Source organism: Streptomyces chartreusis (assembly GCF_008704715.1).
In the GTDB taxonomy this organism is placed as follows: Bacteria; Actinomycetota; Actinomycetes; order Streptomycetales; family Streptomycetaceae; genus Streptomyces; species Streptomyces chartreusis.
The window spans coordinates 9,126,008-9,142,154 of sequence record NZ_CP023689.1 but is presented as its reverse complement, the minus strand read 5'-3'; the positions used below and the strand labels follow the sequence as shown (position 1 = coordinate 9,142,154).

12 protein-coding genes are annotated in these 16,147 nt (G+C 71.0%); 4 read left to right on the top strand and 8 right to left on the bottom strand.

Going from position 1 to position 16,147, the window contains the following annotated elements:
• Positions 1 to 151 precede the first annotated feature (151 nt).
• Both CP983_RS40570 and CP983_RS40565 read left to right on the top strand, forming a co-directional pair.
• Positions 152 to 1,294 carry an aminoglycoside phosphotransferase family protein gene (locus CP983_RS40570; RefSeq protein WP_107909879.1) on the top strand — a complete coding sequence of 381 codons (1,143 nt, stop codon included), beginning with the start codon at positions 152 to 154 and terminating at the stop codon, positions 1,292 to 1,294.
• Between the two features lie 347 nt (positions 1,295 to 1,641).
• The gene (locus CP983_RS40565; protein WP_167537834.1) at positions 1,642 to 3,540 is read left to right on the top strand and encodes an N-acetylmuramoyl-L-alanine amidase; all 1,899 of its coding nucleotides are present in this window, start codon (positions 1,642 to 1,644) and stop codon (positions 3,538 to 3,540) included.
• A 22-nt stretch (positions 3,541 to 3,562) separates the two neighbouring features.
• Here the strand turns inward: CP983_RS40565 and CP983_RS40560 are convergent, their stop codons facing one another.
• The 8 genes from CP983_RS40560 to CP983_RS40525 all read right to left on the bottom strand — a co-directional run bounded on the left by CP983_RS40560 (position 3,563) and on the right by CP983_RS40525 (position 12,198).
• Entirely contained in the window at positions 3,563 to 5,797 is a 2,235-nt protein-coding gene (locus CP983_RS40560) for a glycoside hydrolase family 95 protein (RefSeq protein WP_150507177.1), read from the bottom strand.
• Between the two features lie 238 nt (positions 5,798 to 6,035).
• Positions 6,036 to 6,533, bottom strand: coding sequence for a hypothetical protein (locus tag CP983_RS40555; RefSeq protein ID WP_030958688.1), 498 nt, complete (start codon positions 6,531 to 6,533; stop codon positions 6,036 to 6,038).
• Between the two features lie 104 nt (positions 6,534 to 6,637).
• Positions 6,638 to 7,546 carry a universal stress protein gene (locus CP983_RS40550; RefSeq protein WP_150505372.1) on the bottom strand — a complete coding sequence of 303 codons (909 nt, stop codon included), beginning with the start codon at positions 7,544 to 7,546 and terminating at the stop codon, positions 6,638 to 6,640.
• Between the two features lie 196 nt (positions 7,547 to 7,742).
• On the bottom strand, positions 7,743 to 7,988 hold the full coding sequence (locus tag CP983_RS40545; RefSeq protein WP_030958393.1) for a DUF397 domain-containing protein: 246 nt from the start codon (positions 7,986 to 7,988) through the stop codon (positions 7,743 to 7,745).
• Between the two features lie 120 nt (positions 7,989 to 8,108).
• Complete coding sequence (locus CP983_RS40540; RefSeq protein WP_150505370.1) at positions 8,109 to 9,275, bottom strand: thiolase domain-containing protein; 1,167 nt, start codon at positions 9,273 to 9,275, stop codon at positions 8,109 to 8,111.
• A complete protein-coding gene (locus tag CP983_RS40535) occupies positions 9,272 to 10,321 on the bottom strand; it encodes a thiolase domain-containing protein (protein WP_107909888.1) in 1,050 nt (349 codons plus the stop codon). The genes CP983_RS40540 and CP983_RS40535 overlap by 4 nt, the downstream gene beginning before the upstream one ends.
• The gene (locus tag CP983_RS40530; RefSeq protein WP_150505369.1) at positions 10,318 to 11,277 is read right to left on the bottom strand and encodes a Zn-ribbon domain-containing OB-fold protein; all 960 of its coding nucleotides are present in this window, start codon (positions 11,275 to 11,277) and stop codon (positions 10,318 to 10,320) included. The genes CP983_RS40535 and CP983_RS40530 overlap by 4 nt, the downstream gene beginning before the upstream one ends.
• 120 nt (positions 11,278 to 11,397) lie before the next feature.
• Positions 11,398 to 12,198, bottom strand: a complete 801-nt coding sequence (locus tag CP983_RS40525) for a crotonase/enoyl-CoA hydratase family protein (RefSeq protein ID WP_125527971.1) — start codon at positions 12,196 to 12,198, stop codon at positions 11,398 to 11,400.
• A gap of 166 nt (positions 12,199 to 12,364) precedes the next feature.
• Between CP983_RS40525 and CP983_RS40520 the strand changes: the two genes are divergently transcribed.
• Both CP983_RS40520 and CP983_RS40515 read left to right on the top strand, forming a co-directional pair.
• Positions 12,365 to 13,993: an acyl-CoA synthetase gene (locus CP983_RS40520; RefSeq protein ID WP_150505367.1), complete on the top strand. Its 1,629-nt coding sequence runs from the start codon at positions 12,365 to 12,367 to the stop codon at positions 13,991 to 13,993.
• 48 nt (positions 13,994 to 14,041) lie between these two features.
• The gene (locus tag CP983_RS40515; protein WP_373309903.1) at positions 14,042 to 16,087 is read left to right on the top strand and encodes a sulfatase; all 2,046 of its coding nucleotides are present in this window, start codon (positions 14,042 to 14,044) and stop codon (positions 16,085 to 16,087) included.
• Positions 16,088 to 16,147: the final 60 nt, after the last annotated feature.

Genomic DNA, 16,147 nt, shown 5'->3' with positions numbered 1-16,147 from the left:
GTGTGCCACTGGGCAACGGGTGTCAGGTAGGAACGCGCCACCCCGACCCGGTCGCCTTTTGAACTACGGGCCGCACTCCCCAGGGTGCACCCGGGGGACCGGGCCGGGTAGCGCAATACGTCGAAGGCACACGAAGGGATCTGTTTCTCCCATGTACGCAGCATCGTCCTCCGTGTCCGCCCCACCCCGGTCGCTGCGTGCCCGCCCGGCGGGTGGCGGCCCCTACCTCGCCCCCGCGCGGCCGGCGGCCGCCCCCGTGCTCGGCGCGGGCCGACCGCTGCGCGCCGCGGGGCTCGGCACCCAACCGCTCAGCGGGAGACTCGACTTGTCCGGCCCTCAGGGCGCCCAGTTGCGTACGGCGATCGCGTCGGTGCACCGGATCTGCCCGGAGTTCGCACCGGTGCAGGTGCTGCGCCGCAGCGGGCGGTCCGTACTCATGGTCGGCACGACCGGGCGCAGCACGGCCGTCGCCAAGTGTTTACTCGATCACTCGCCGGCCTGGGCCGAGCGGATCCGGCACGAGATAGCGGCATACCGCTCGTTCGTCCGGCACCGCCCCCCGGTGCGGGTGCCGAGACTGATCGCGGCGGATCCTGACAACTGCACACTCGTGATCGAGCGGATGCCGGGCCGGGTGGCGGCACTCCAGCGGCACCCGACAGAGGTGCCGCCGCGTGCGGACATCAAGGCGGCACTCGGCGCGATCTGCCGGCTGAACGCCTGGCGGCCGCCGGCGGGCACGTTCGACGCTCCGCTGGACTACGCGGCCCGGATCTCCCGGTACCACGAGCTGGGGTTGCTCACCGACCGGGACATGGGTGATCTCCAGAAGCTGCTGCACGGCATCGCGGCGACCGCGGGCCGGCAGGGCATGGGCCAGTTCTGCCACGGCGACGCGCTGCTGTCGAACATCCTTCTTTCACCGGCCGGTCCAGTGCTGGTGGATTGGGAGCACGCGGGCTGGTACCTGCCGGGCTACGACCTGGCGACGCTGTGGGCGGTGCTCGGGGACGCACCGGTGGCACGGCGGCAGATCAGCCAGATCGCGCAGTCGGCGGGTCCGGCTTCCCGGGACGCCTTCCTGGTGAACCTGATGCTGGTGCTGACCCGCGAGATCCGTACGTACGAGACGGCCGTGCAGCGTTCGATGCACGACTCGACCCCGGCGGCATCGGGAGTGGCCCACCCGGGTGCTGCGCCGTCCGGCGAGGAACAGCGGCTGCTTCTGCGGCGGCTGCACGACGACTGCCAGCTGGCCCGGCGGGCCGTGCGTGCGGCGGTCGGCACTCGCTGACGGGGACGGTGGTCCGCGGTGCGCCCTGGAGACAGGCGTACCGCGGGCTTTCGTGTGTCCGGCCACTCTCGTGTGTCCGAACGCTTCTTGTGTCCGGCCCATGGAGATCTGAGCGGACCCTCGGTGGGCCCGGACGCAGCCATTGGGGTACGCCTCTGACGCCCCGCAGGCCAGGGAGCCGACGGCGCGAAACTCCCGGGAATCCCTCTTGACAAGGGAATTCACGGAGCTCTTGGCATGATTGACGGATCGTCGGACAGCCGGGACCACAGACCCACGCCCGGCCCCGCACGGCTCATCGCGCCCGACCGTCCCAGGAGGCTGCATTGCGTGGATCCGTCACCGCCTTGGCCGCTGCGACACTGCTGTTCCCCTTGATCGGCGCGGCCCCGTCCGTATCGCAGGGCTCGGAGCACGGCCTCCAGTCGGCCTTCACCTCCGCCGCCGCCCGGTACCACGTGCCGCAGAGCGTCCTGCTCGGCGTCTCCTACCTCCAGTCCCGCTGGGACGCGCACGCCGGGGCGCCCAGCGTGACCGGCGGGTATGGCCCGATGCACCTCACCGACGCCCGCACCGCGCTCGCCGAGTCCGGGTCGCATCACGGCGACGGCGCGGAGGACGCGCGCGGCGACGGTGCCCGCAAGGCTCTGGCCCCGAAGGCGAAGCTGCCGAAGAGCTCCGAGATCCCGGCCCGCCTGAGGACGCTGCCCAGGGCGGCCGAGCTGACCGGGCTGAGCCGGGAGCGGCTGCGTACGGACCCGGCCGCCAATGTGGCGGGCGGTGCCGCGCTGCTCGCCGCCGCGCAGAAGGAGCTCGGCGAACCGCTGAGCTCGGATCCGGCGGACTGGTACGCGGCGGTGGCCCGCTTCTCCGGTGCCGACGACACCGCGACGGCGGCGGCGTACGCGAACGACGTCTACGCCGTGCTGCGCACCGGCCAGGAGCGTGAGACGGACGGGGGCCAGCTGGTGGCACTGGCCGCGCAGCCGAGCCTGTCCCCCGACACGGGGCAGCTGCGCCGGGCCGGCCTTCGCACGCTCAAGGCCGGGGAGACCGAGTGTCCGCCCACGGTGTCCTGCGAGTGGATCCCGGCGCCGTACGAGGAGTTCGGCGACGGTGACTACGGCAACCACGACATGGGCGGTCGTCCGACGACGCAGGACATCGACTACATCGTCGTCCATGACACGGAAGGCGCCTGGGAGGGTGTCCTCACCATGGTGCAGGACCCCACCTATGTGTCGTGGCAATACACACTGCGCTCCACTGACGGCCACATCGCCCAGCATGTAAAGGCCAAGGATGTGGCCTGGCACGCGGGCAACTGGTACGTCAACTCGAAGTCGATCGGTCTGGAGCACGAGGGCTTCCTCGCGCGGCCGGACGCCTGGTACACGGAGGCGATGTACCGCTCCTCGGCCCGCCTGGTGGCGTACCTCGCCAAGCAGTACGACATCCCGCTGGACCGGCAGCACATCCTCGGCCACGACACGGTGCCGGGCCCGACCGCGGCGAACGTCAGGGGCATGCACACCGACCCGGGCCCGTACTGGGACTGGCGGCACTACTTCGAGCTGCTCGGCCGGCCCATCGAGCCGAGCGCCGGCCCGAACGGCGGACTGGTGACGATCCGCCCCGACTACGCGACCAACCGGCCCGAGTACACCGGCTGTGTGACCGCCGGTCAGGCCTGCGCGGACCACGGTTCGAGCGCGGTGCGGCTGTACTCCGGGCCCGGTGAGACGTATCCCCTGATCAAGGACCCCGGGCTGGGGTCGACCCCGACCAAGGGTGTCAACGACCTGTCCTCCCGGGTGTCGACCGGGCAGCAGTACGCGGTCGCCGGCCAGGAGGGTGACTGGACGGCGATCTGGTACCTGGGCCAGAAGGCGTGGTTCAAGAACACGAAGGAGAGTCCGGCCGCGGTGAACGCGTCCGGTGAGGTGGTGACACCGAAGGACGGCATGGCGAGTGTCCCGGTGTACGGCCGCGCCTATCCCGAGTCCTCGGCCTATCCGGCGGACGTGCCCGTGCAGTCGGTGTCGCCGCTGCCGTACACCTTGCCGGCCGGCCAGCGGTACGCGGCGGGCGGCAAGGTGCAGAGCGAGTACTTCTACGCGGTCGACTTCGACCAGGCGTCGCACCGCGTGGTGGTCGGCAAGGACCTGTACTACGAGATCCAGTACGGCCACCGGGTGGCGTTCGTGCGGGCGGCGGACGTGGACCTCGTGGCTTCGGGTTCCTAGCGGATCGGTCCTGTGGCGGGCGTCAGTCCTGCCTCTCCCAGGTGTACTGCCGCCCCGCCACCGCCCTGAAGGAGTGCCGGCCGGTCCCGAACAGGTCGCTGCGGACGATGAGTTCGCGGGTTCGGGACGCCTTCAGGGCGATACGGGTCGCCCGGCCGTCGGCCCACTCGATGTCGAGGGTGGCGCCGCCGCGGGCGCGCAGGCCGCGCACCGAACCGGACGGCCAGGCGGCGGGCAGTGCGGGGAGCACCTCGATGATGTCGTGCTGGCTCTGGAGCAGCATCTCCACGACACCGGACGTGGCGCCGAAGTTGCCGTCGATCTGGAACGGCGGGTGCGTGTCCCAGAGGTTGGGCAGGGTGGAGGACTTGAGCTGTTCGCCCAGCATGGTGTGGGCGTGGTCGCCGTCGCGCAGCCGCGCCCAGAAGTTGATCTTCCAGGCCTTGGACCAGCCGGTGCCGCCGTCCCCGCGTGCGGTCAGGGAGACCTCGGCGGCCCGCGCCCACTCGCTGCCGGGTCGGATCTGGCGCCCGGGGTGGAGGGCGAACAGGTGCGAGACATGCCGATGGGCGTCGGCGGGGTCGTCCAAGTCCTGCTTCCATTCCTGGAGTTGACCCCAGGAGCCGATCCGCAGACCGGGGTCGAGCCGTTTCAGGGCGTCCTCGACACGGCGCCGGAAGTCGGGCGCGTCACCCAGGGTGCGGGCGGCTTCGAGGGTGCTGGTGAACAGGTCGTGGACGATCTGCTGCGACATGGCGGCGCCAGCCGTGAAGTCGCCGTGCTCGGGCGAGTAGCTGGGGGTGACGACGAGGGTGCCGTCGCGTGGGTCGGTGCGCAGGTTGTCGAGCCAGAACTCGGCGGCCTCCTTCATCACCGGGTACGCGGTGGAGCGCAGGTAGTCGGTGGAGCCGCCGAATCTGTAGTGCTCGTACATCTGCTGGGTGAGCCAGGCGGCCGCCTCGGGGAACCAGAACGAGGTCGCCCAGTCGTGCACGCCGGTGAAGCCGTACGGGTTGGTCTCGTTGTGCACGACCCAGCCGCGCGAGCCGAACATCTCCTGTGCGCTACGGCGTCCGGGTGCGCGCAGGGCCTCGACGAAGCGGTCGTAGGGCGCCGTCGTCTCGGCGAGGTTCGCGGCCTCGGCGGGCCAGTAGTTCATCTGGAGGTTGATGTTGACGTGGTAGTCGGCCGACCACGGGGGTGTGGTGCTGTTGTTCCAGACGCCCTGGAGGTTGGCGGGCAGGGAGCCGGGGCGTGAGGAGGCGATGAGCAGGTAGCGGCCGTACTGGAAGTACAGGGCTTCCAGGGCACGGTCCGTCGCGCTCGTGCCGCCGGTGTACGTGGACAGCAGCCGGTCCGTGGGGAGGTCGGCGGGGAGCGACTGGCCGATGTCGAGGGCGACTCGGGCGAAGAGGGCGCGGTGGTCGCGGACGTGCCGGTCGAGCAGGTTCTCGTAGTTCCGGCCCGCGCGTCGCACGGCTCGGGCGACGGCGGCGTGCGGGTCCGGGCCGCGGTAGTCGGGGTAGGTGTCGGCGTAGTCCGTGCCGGCGGCCAGGACGAACCAGGCACTGTCGGCGCCGGTCACGATGAGCGTGCCGCCGGCCCCGGAGGTCACGGTGCCGCCCTCGGCGTACACCCGGACCTGCGCCTCGAAGCGCAGCCCGTTGTCGGCGAGGGCGCCCCGCACGGTCAGGGTCCCGTCGGCGGCGGTGGCGGTGAAGTCGGTGCGGGGCGAGGTGTGGCGCAGGGTGAAGGTGACGCTGCCGGGGCGGTCGGCACTGAGCCTTCCCACGATCACGTCGTCGGGGTAGGACGCGAAGAACTCCCGTTGGTGGCGCACGCCTTGGTGGGTGTAGGCGACGGAGGCTATCGCGTTGTCGAGGTCGAGCTCTCGGCGGTAGTCCGGCGGGGGCGTTGCCGGTGCGTCGGGCAGATCGAGGTGGAGGTCGCCGAAGGTCTGGTGGGCGCCGTAGCCGACCCGTGGCTGGCCGAGGCGGTCGGCGGCGGATTCGGGGTCGAGGGTGGTGCCCGTGTCGAGGTCGTCCTGTACGGCGGTGATCGCGCCGGGTCGGGGCGCCCGCCAGTTGCCGTGGTCGTAGTCCTGGGTTGTGCCGGGGCCGCCGGTCCACAGGGTCTTCTCGTTGAACTGGAGGTGTTCGGAGGCGAGGGTGCCGAACACCATGGCACCGAGTGCACCGTTGCCGATGGGTAACGCCTCGCGCTCCCAGTCGGCGGCCGGGGCGGCGTACCAGAGCATGGACGGCACGCTCGACACATCGGAGGAATCGGTGGCGCCGGCCTCTCCGGCCCCTGCTCCCAGAGCGAGTCCTCCGGCTCCTCCGACGGCTGCCACTGCCTTCAGAGTCGTTCTTCGGGTGATCCCTTGCGGCTCATACGACATGACCCCTGACGCTAGAGATCCGATGACTCAGCGGCAAGGGTCATGACAAAGTCAAACAGGGGCCGGTCCGGCCGGGGAGGAAGGGCGAGACGGTTCAGCCCTGCTGGAAGAGCTCCGCGGGCAGCGGCTTGAGCAGGGCGTACAGGTCGTCGGTGATGGGGCGGTCCCAGGCGGCGATGGTGACCAGCACATTGTCGCTGCGGTCGAACTGCACACAGGAGATCCGGCTCTCGGAGAGCTTGAGGCGCCGCACGATCAGGAGGTTGTCGCCCTGCATCACCGGCACGTCCTCGCTGCCGACGACGGTGACCTCCTCTTCGTTCTCCAGCGCCAGCAGCAGCTGCGCGACCTCGAACGGGATCTCGTCCTGCTCCACCTCGCGGGCCGGGGAGCCCTCGGGCAGATTGCCGATGATCATCGCCGGACCGCGGCCGCCGAAGAGGTCGTAGCGCAGGAAGACGCCCTGGCAGCTGCCGTCGGGGGCGGGCAGCAGCCCGGCGCCCAGGTTGCCGGGCCAGTCGCCCGGGTCCATGGCCAGTACGTCGAAGTCGGGCCCGGCGGGCGTGGCGCTGCGGCGGCGGAGGAACGACATGTCGCCATGGTACGTGGCCGAACCCGTTCCATGACGTGAGGGCGGCCGTTGGAGACGTGCGCCCCGGTACTTCGACCAGCGGGAGTTGGCCGCTGCGTGTCCCTCTACTCCTCCGCCGGCGCGGGTGGTACCACCGCCACGGGGGCGGCGGCGTGGAGCAGGACCGCCTGGGCCACCGAGCCCATCATGCGGGCGGGCGCCAGGAGGCGGCGCCGGTGGCGGCCCACGACGACGAGCGACGCGTCCCTGGAGGCGGCGACGAGGTGACCCGCCGCGTCACCCGGGACCACGTAGGTCTCGGCGCGGACGTCCGGGTGGCGTTCGCGATGCGCGGCGAGGAGGCCCTCGGCGAGGGTGCGGGTCTCGGCCTCGACGGCGTCCTGGTCGGCCAGCGGCGACATGACCTCCGCGGCGACCGCGGACCACAGGTGCAGCGGCCAGGCGTAGGCGGCGACGGCCTGGACCCGGGCTCCGCGCCGGGCGGCCTCGGCGAAGGCGAAGCCCAGTGTGGCGTCGTCCGGACTGTCGACCTGGAGGCCGACGACGACCCGGGGACCCGGCTCGATCGGCAGCGCCGCGTCCTCCACCTCCCGGCCCGGCTTCGGCACCACGACGACCGGGCACCCGGCGTCCCGCGCGGTGATCATGCCGCTGGAGCCGAGCAGCAGGCTGGCGAAGCCCCCGCGGCCGCGGCTGCCCAGAACCAGCAACCGGGCGGTCGAGCCCAGTTCTGGCAGCACCGTGCCGGCCGCTCCGGCAAGGGCGGAGTACTCCAGGGTGGGCCTCTCGACGCGCCCCGCCAGATAGCGGCGTGCCTCGTCGAGCACCGGGTCGTGCTCGGACTCCGGCTGCCCGGGCGGCACGATCTCGGGACCGGCCCAGGTGGCGTACTGCTGTACGTGGACCACCCGAAGTGGCGCCCCGCGCAGCAGGGCGGTCTCGAAGGCCCAGTCCAGTGCGACCAGGCTGTCGTCCGAACCGTCGACCGCCGCGATGACCGGCTGGGTGCTCATGGGTTCCTCGCCTCCGGAGTACGACCTTCCCGATACCGGGGCCAGCCTGGCTCAGGCTTCGGCCCCGAGGGGGCTCTCAAGGTCGCGTGTCCGGAAAAACGGCAGGAACACCCCCGGATCGGCCCGAAGGCGGCCGGCGTGCGGGGCCACCGCCCGCCGGCTCATCCCGCCACGGTCCGCTCGCGGCTCCGCCGTGTCAGGTCAGGTCGAACTCGCCCTCGCGCGCGCCCGACACGAACGCGCCCCACTCGGCGGGCGTGAAGATCAGGGAAGGGCTCTCCGGGCGGCCGCTGTTGCGCATCGCGATGAACCCCTCGACAAAGGCGATCTGGACATCCCCCAGGCCACGGCTGCTCGAGTGCCAGTCGGCGGTGCTGAGGTCCAGTTCCGGCTTGTCCCAGCCCGTGAACGGCTGCTGCTGGATGGTGGTGCTCTCGGCCACGTCCGTGCTCCTCCCGATTCGCGTCGTCCGCGGGTCAGCCTAGCGATCGGTCCCGGGTGCCAACAGGCCACGTGAGGGGGACCTTTGCGGAGGCCTCTCCGCGGACGTCCGGGAGCTCGCTCAGGCGTCCGGGGGCTCGGCGCCCACGAGCCACATCGCGAAGAACTGCGACCCTCCGCCGTAGGCGTGCCCGAGCGCCTTGCGTGCCCCTTCCACCTGGTGTTCCCCGGCCTGGCCGCGCACCTGGAGGGCGGCTTCGGCGAAGCGGATCATCCCGGAGGCCCCGATGGGGTTGGTCGACAGGACGCCGCCCGACATGTTGACCGGCAGGTCGCCGTCCAGCTCGGTCACCCCGGCCTCGGTGAGCTTCCAGCCCTCGCCCTCGGCGGCGAAGCCGAGGTTCTCCAGCCACATGGGCTCGTACCAGGAGAACGGCACGTACATCTCGACGGCGTCGATGTCCCGGCGCGGGTCGGCGATGCCCGCCTGGCGGTACACGTCGGCCGCGCAGTCCTTGCCGGCCTGCGGTGACACGGCGTCCTTGCCGGGGAAGAGGGTGGGCTCGCTGCGCATCGCGCCGCCGAGCATCCACGCGGGCGGCCGGGGCGCGCGGGCGGCTCCGGCCCGGTCGGTGAGGACCATCGCGCATGCCCCGTCGGAGGAGGGGCAGGTCTCCGAGTAGCGGATGGGGTCCCACAACATGGGGGACGCCTGGACCTTCTCCAGGGTGATGTCGTGCTCGTGCAGATGGGCGTACGGGTTCTTCAAGGCGTTGCGCCGGTCCTTGTACGCGACCAGCGAGCCGATCGTGTCGGGCGCGCCGCTGCGCCGCATGTACGCGCGCACGTGCGGGGCGAAGAACCCGCCGGCCCCGGCCAGCAGCGGCTGCTGGAAGGGCATGGGCAGGGACAGTCCCCACATGGCGTTGGACTCGGACTGTTTCTCGAAGGCGAGCGTCAGCACGGTGCCGTGGACGCGGGCGGCGACCAGGTTGGCGGCGACGAGTGCCGTCGATCCGCCGACCGAGCCCGCCGTGTGGACGCGGAGCATGGGCTTGCCGACCGCGCCGAGGGCGTCGGCGAGGTACAGCTCCGGCATCATCACGCCCTCGAAGAAGTCGGGCGCCTTGCCGATGACCACGGCGTCGATGTCCGCCCAGTCCAGCTCGGCGTCGTCGAGTGCGCTGCGGGCCGCCTCCCGGACGAGCCCGGCGATCGACACGTCCCGGCGCGCGGCGACGTGCTTGGTCTGTCCGATGCCTATGACGGCCACGGGCTCCTTGCTCATCGCGGATCCCCTTCGAGTACGGCGACCAGGTTCTGTTGCAGACAGGGGCCGGACGTGGCGTGTGCGAGCGCCCGGTCGGACTCGCCCCGGTGGATGCCGGCGGCGGCCTCGCCGATGCGGATGAGCCCGGCGGCCATGACGGGGTTGGCGGCGAGCGCGCCGCCGGACGGGTTGACGCGCACGCCGTCGTCGAGGCTCAGCGCCTTGCGCAGGACGACCTCCTGCGCGGTGAACGGGGCGTGCAACTCGGCGGTGTCGACGGGCCGTTCGAAGGCGCCGGCCTTCTCGGCGGCAAGGCGGGTGGAGGGCGAGTCGGTGAGGTCGCGCACGCCCAGGCCGTGGGCCTCGATGCGGTGGTCCAGGCCGCGGATCCAGGCGGGCCGATCGCACAGCTCACGGGCCCGCTCCCCCGCCGCGAGGATCACGGCGGCGGCTCCGTCGCCGATGGGCGGGCAGTCGCCGGTACGCAGCGGTCGTACGAGGTAGTCCCCGTGCGGCACCGAACCGCTCAGCTGGGCATGGGAGTTGGCGGTGGCGTCGGCCCGGCTGCGGGCGGCGACCGCGGCGAGGGCGGGTTCGTCGGTGTCGCCGGCGTCGATGAGGGCCTGGGCCTGGAGGGCGGCGAGGGCGACGGAGTCGGGCCAGAGCGGGGCGACGTAGTACGGGTCGAGCTGGCGGGTGAGGACGTCGCGCAGCGGGCCGGGTGAGGACTTGCCGTAGGAGTAGACGAGCGCGGTGTCGGCGTCCCCGGTCAGCAGCTTGGTCCACGCCTCGTACAGCGCCCAGGCGCCGTCCATCTCGACGTGCGACTCGGAGATCGGGGGCCAGGCGCCCACGCCGTCGAGGGCGAGGGTGAAGGAGAAGGCGCGCCCGGCGAGGTAGTCGCTGGAGCCGGAGCAGGTGAAGCCGATGTCGGCGGTCTTCAGGCCGGTCTGCGCCAGCACCTCGTGCAGGACGGGCATGAGCATCTCCACCTCGGAGAGCTCCTCGCTGGTGCGCCGGTGGTCGGTCTGCGCAAAGGCGACGACGGCGATCTCGCGGTTCACAGCAGCTCCCTGTAGGTGTCGTAGTCCGCGTCGGGCTCGCCCGTGGGCCGGTAGTGATCGGGGAAGCGGGACTCTGCCGTCCACACGGGTTCGACCCGCAGGCCCATCCGCACCTGGTCGTAGGGGATGCCGCCGATCCGGGCGTGCAGGGCGAGGCCGGCGCCGTCGAGGGCGATGTGGGCGTAGACGTACGGCACTTCGATGTCGAGGTTCTTCGCCTTGATGTTGACGATGCAGAACGTGGTGACCGTGCCCCGGGGACCCACTTCGACCTGTTCCGATGTGGCGAGGCCACATGTGGGGCACGCACCCCTCGGCGGCACGTACACCTTGCGGCAGGACGGGCAGCGCTCGCCGACGTTGCGGTGTTCGGCCAGGGCAGCGAGGTAGGCGGACTGGGCGCGGCCGGGTGAGTAGGTGTAGTCGAGCCTGGCGCGGGCGACGATGCCGGTGATCGGGTCCGCGAACTCGCCGCTGTGGGCGGAGGGTTCAGAGATGTCCCCGGCATCCTGGCCGCTGTCGTCGTACGGCTCGAAGCAGGCGATGTCGGTGATGGCGCCGGAGCGTTCCTCGGCCCAGCGGACGCGGACCCGCATGCCGGTGTGCACGGCGTCGGGCCCGGGGGCGTCGAGGGCGTGCAGGAGGGCGGTGTCGGCGCCGTCGAGGCGTACCAGGACCCAGGCGAAGGGGGTGTTCAGGGGCTGGTCGCGGCGTGGGGCGTGGTTCCAGGCCCACGTGGTGACGGTGCCCGTCGGGGCGACCTCGACCAGGTCGCGGATCTCCTCGGCGGTGACGGGGTCGTACTCGACGGGTGGGACGAGTGTGCGTCCGTCGCCGGTGCGCACCCCGAGCACGACGCGTTCGCGCAGGCCGGTGAGGAAGGCGCTCTGGACGGGGCCGAGGGAGCGGGTGAAGGGGAACTCGACGGTCAGCGGCGCCTTGAGGACTTCGGGCATCGGGGGCGTGCCTCCTTCGGAGGTCGGGTGCGAGAGGCGCGCCCCGAAAGGGGGCGCGAGGAACTGCGCGACCAGCCACATACGGCCCGCTGCTTCCAACCGGCCCGGGCCAGCGCAGCGCTACGCGCGCTTGTAGACGGGTGACCGCTTCTCCGCGAAGGCGCGGGCGCCTTCCTTGGCGTCGGCCGTGTCGAAGATCGGCCAGCCGCGCTTGAGTTCGGCGGCGAGGCCGTCGGTCTCGCTCATCTCGGCGGTGTCGTACACGGACGCCTTGACGGCCTCGACGGCCAGGGGACCGCAGGCGTTGATCTGTTCGGCGATCTCCAGGGCCTTGTCCAGTGCCGTACCGTCGGGGACGACATGCCCGATCAGGCCGATGTCGGCGGCCTCACGGGCGCTGTAGGGACGTCCGGTGAGCAGCATCTCCATGGCGTGGGTGCGCGGGATCTGGCGTTGCAGCCGGACCGTGGAGCCGCCGATCGGGAACAGGCCGCGCTTCACTTCGAAGAGCCCGAAGGTCGCCGACTCGCCCGCGACGCGGATGTCGGTGCCCTGGAGCATCTCGGTGCCGCCGGCGACGCAGTACCCCTCGACGGCGGCGATCACCGGCTTGCGGGGGCGGTGGTGGCGCAGCATCGCCTTCCAGTGCAGATCGGGGTCGGCCTTGAGCCGGTCCCGGTGGCGCTCGCCCTCCATGCCGTGGCCTGCCAGGGCCTTGAGGTCCATGCCCGCACAGAACGAGCCGCCCGCACCCGTGAACACGACCGAGCGGATCGTGTCGTCCGCGTCGGCTTCCAGCCAGCCGTCGTACAGGCCGACGAGCATCGCCAACGAGAGCGCGTTCTTGGCCTCCGGCCTGTTGAGCGTGAGCACCAGTGTGGCGCCTTCGCGTCGCACGGTGAGGTGTTCCGTCCCACTCATCGCCCATCTCCCCTCTGAAAGAACGAGAACAGGTTGCAGGAGGCGCCGGGGCACTTCAAGGGTTTTCTGACAGGTAGTCAGATTTCTTGTGCGCGGACCCTTCACAGTTGTGCCGCGCTTTGCTCTGATGACCGGCAGCCGGTGGAGAGCCAGGGCAGGAGGAACGGTGGAGTACAACCTTGCCGACCTGTTCGAGTCGGTCGTCGACGCGGTCCCGGACCGCGAGGCGCTCGTGTACATGGATCATCCGGGCACGGGTGCGGAGCGCCGCCTCACCTATGCGGAGCTGGACGCGGCGGCCAACCGGATCGCCCACCATCTGCTCGACAGCGGGATACGTCCCGGCGAGCATCTCGGGCTCCATCTCTACAACGGCGTCGAGTACCTCCAGACGGTGCTGGGCTGCCTCAAGGCGCGGATCGTCCCGGTCAACGTCAACTACCGCTATGTGGAAGAGGAGTTGGTGTACCTCTACCGGGACGCCGATCTGGTGGCCCTGGTCTTCGAGGCGGAGTTCACTGACCTGGTGGCGGCGGCGCTGCCCCGCGTGGACGGGCTGCGGCACCTGGTGCGGGTCGGGACCGTGGCGCCGGGTGCGGCCGAGGCACCGGTCGTGCCGGCCGTGGCCTTCGCGGACGCCGAGGCCGCCGCGTCGCCCGAGCGGGGGTTCCCGGCACGGTCGGGAGACGACCAGTTCATCATCTACACCGGCGGCACGACCGGCATGCCCAAGGGTGTGATGTGGCGCCAGGAGGACCTGTTCTTCTCGGGGCTGGGCGGCGGCGCGCCGACCGGTGAGCCGGTCCAGAAACCGGAGGAACTCGCCGAGCGCGTGGCGGCCGGCGGCGACGGCATCACCTTCTTCCCCACCGCCCCGCTGATGCACGGCACGTCCACGCTGACGGCCTTCATCGGCTTCAACTTCGGCCAGCGCATCGTGATCCACCGCAAGTTCGCGCCGGAGGAAGTACTGCGGACTATCGAGAAGGAGAAGGTCACCAGCGTCTCGCTGGTCGGCGACGCGATGCTGCGGCCGCTGGTCGACGCCCTGAACGGGCCCATGAAGGGCACGGACTGCTCGTCGATGTTCAGCGTGTCCTCGTCCGGGGCGATCATGTCGGACACGGTGCGCCGGCAGTTCCAGGAGCTCGTCCCGAACGTGATGCTCCTGAACAACTTCGGCTCCTCGGAGTCCGGCTTCAACGGTACGGCGACCGAGGACTCTGGCCCCGAGCGCGGCTTCCGCATCCGGGTCAACTCCCGTACGCAGGTGGTCGATCCGGCCACGTACGAGCCGGTCGCCGCGGGCGAGGTGGGCCGGGTCGCCCAGTGCGGCCATGTGCCGCTCGGCTACTACAACGACCCCCGGAAGACCGCAGAGACCTTCTTCCAGAAGGACGGCAAGCGGTGGGTGCTGCTCGGTGACATGGCCACGGTGGACGAGGACGGCATCGTCACCGTGCTCGGACGCGGCTCGCAGTGCATCAACACCGGCGGCGAGAAGGTGTACCCGGAGGAGGTCGAGCAGGCGCTCAAGTCCCACCCCGATGTGTACGACGCGCTGGTGGCCGGAGTGCCGGACGCGAAGTGGGGACACCACGTGGCGGCGGTGGTGCAGTTGCGCACGGGGGCGGTGCGGCCGACCCTGGCGGACATCCAGACGCACTGCCGTTCCCATCTCGCGGGATACAAGATCCCCCGCCAGCTGGTGATCGCGGACTCGATCCGTCGCTCCCCCAGCGGCAAGGCGGACTACCGCTGGGCGCGCGAGGTGGCGGTGTCCGGGGACGGGTGAATCCCGCCGCAGGTCCGGTTGAACCTAAGGTGACGTGCGGACGTACTGATGGTGGCAGGCTCGGTCATCGACCGGTGTTTGCCATGCCATCGCAAGACCGCACGGAAGGACCGCCGAGTGTCGCTCTTCACTCGCTCCCGTCAGCCGCACGACACCGCTGAGGGCGGCGCGGACTCGGAGGACGATACGGGCGGGACGGGGGTGGCCGGGGAGGCGTCCGAAGCAACGGAAGAGGCCGGAACGGCTTCGGGCGAAGGTGCCGAGACGGCTTCGGATGAGAGTGCCGAGACGGCTTCGAGTGAGGGTACCGAGACGGCTTCGGGTGAAGATGCCGATTCGGCTGAGGCCGCCGCCGAGCGGGATGAGGGCGCCGAGGCGGCCGAGAAGGCCGACAGCACCGAGGAAACGGCCGACCCTGCGGAGCGCTCCGACTCCCCTCCCCCGGGCTGGTTCGGCTGGCGGCGCCGCTACCCCCGTACCGCACGCGGCGTGACCATAGGCACGACCGTCCTGGCCGGCGTGCTCGTGCTCTTCGCGCTCCTCGTGCCGAACCGACTCGAACGGCTCGGCCCCGAGGCGTTCTTCCGGCTGCCCGCCGAAGGGATCCTGCTCGCGGGCCTGCTGCTGGCGGTGCCGCCGCGGTCACGGCGGCTGATGTCGGTGGCCGCGGGCGCGCTCCTGGGTCTGCTCACCGTCCTGAAGTTCGTGGACATGGGCTTCTACTCGGTGCTGGCCCGCCCCTTCGACCTGGTCCTGGACTGGATCCTGCTGGACGACGCCGCCGAATTCGTCCGGGAGTCCTTCGGCCGTACCGGGCAGGTGCTCGCGGTGGTCGGGGTGATCGTCCTGATCGTCGCGGTGCTCGTCCTGATGACGCTCGCGACGGTGCGGGTGACGAACCTGATGGTCGGCCATCGGGCCGTCGCCACGCGCACGACGCTGATCCTCGGCACCGCGTGGATCACCTGCATGACCCTGGGCATCCAGATCGCCGGGGTCCCGCTGGCCACCAAGGGCAACGCCGACTTCGTGAACAACCGGATCGAGCAGGTCCAGGCGGGCCTCAAGGACGGGCGGGTCTTCGAGAAGCAGGCCGCCGTCGACGCGTTCGCGAAGACGCCGCCGGACCAGCTGCTGACGGGGCTGCGCGGCAAGGACGTGCTGTTCACGTTCATCGAGAGCTACGGCCGCGTCGCGATCGACGATCCGGCGATGGCGCCGCAGATCGACTCGGTGCTGAAGGAGGGGACGAACTCCCTCAAGGCGGCCGGGTTCCAGTCGCGCAGCGCGTGGCTGAAGTCGCCCGTGACGGGAGCGGGCAGCTGGCTCGCGCACTCCACGTTCCTGTCCGGCCTCTGGATCAAGAACCAGCAGCGGTACCGCAGCCTGACCACCAGCGACCGGGCGACGCTGGGCAGCTACTTCAGGAAGACCGGCGCATGGCGGACGGTCGGCATCGTGCCGGGCGTGCGGCGGGCCTGGCCGGAGGGCAAGTTCTTCGCGCTCGACCACATCTACGACTCCGAGCACCTGGGCTACAACGGCCCGTACTTCAGCTGGACCCCCGTGCCCGACCAGTTCAGCCTGGAGGCGTTCCAGCGTCTGGAGCACGGCAAGAAGAACCGCGACCCGATCATGGCGGAGATCATCCTGGCCTCCAGCCACAACCCCTGGTCCCCCATCGCCCGCATGACCGACTGGGACCGACTCGGCGACGGCTCGGTCTTCAACCAGATCAAGAAGGAGGGCACCGACCCCAAGGAGGTCTGGAAGGACCCCGAGCGCGTCCGCACCGAGTACCGTCACGCCATCGAGTACTCGCTGCACAGCCTCACCGAGTGGGTCGAGCGGTACGGCACCGACGACACGGTCCTCGTCTTCCTCGGCGACCACCAGCCCGTCCCCACCGTCACCGCCGGCAGCACCAGCAAGGACGTTCCCGTCACGATCGTCGCCCGCGACCCGAAGGTCCTCGACAAGATCGCCGACTGGAACTGGACGGACGGCCTGAAGCCCGCCGAGAACGCCCCCACCTGGGGCATGGACCGCTTCCGGGACCGCTTCATGACCGCGTACGGGCCCCGAGGGGACTGAGCGGCGGCCGGCTGGGCCGTTCGAGGAACCCCGGGAGGAGCTCGAACGGCCTAGCACCGC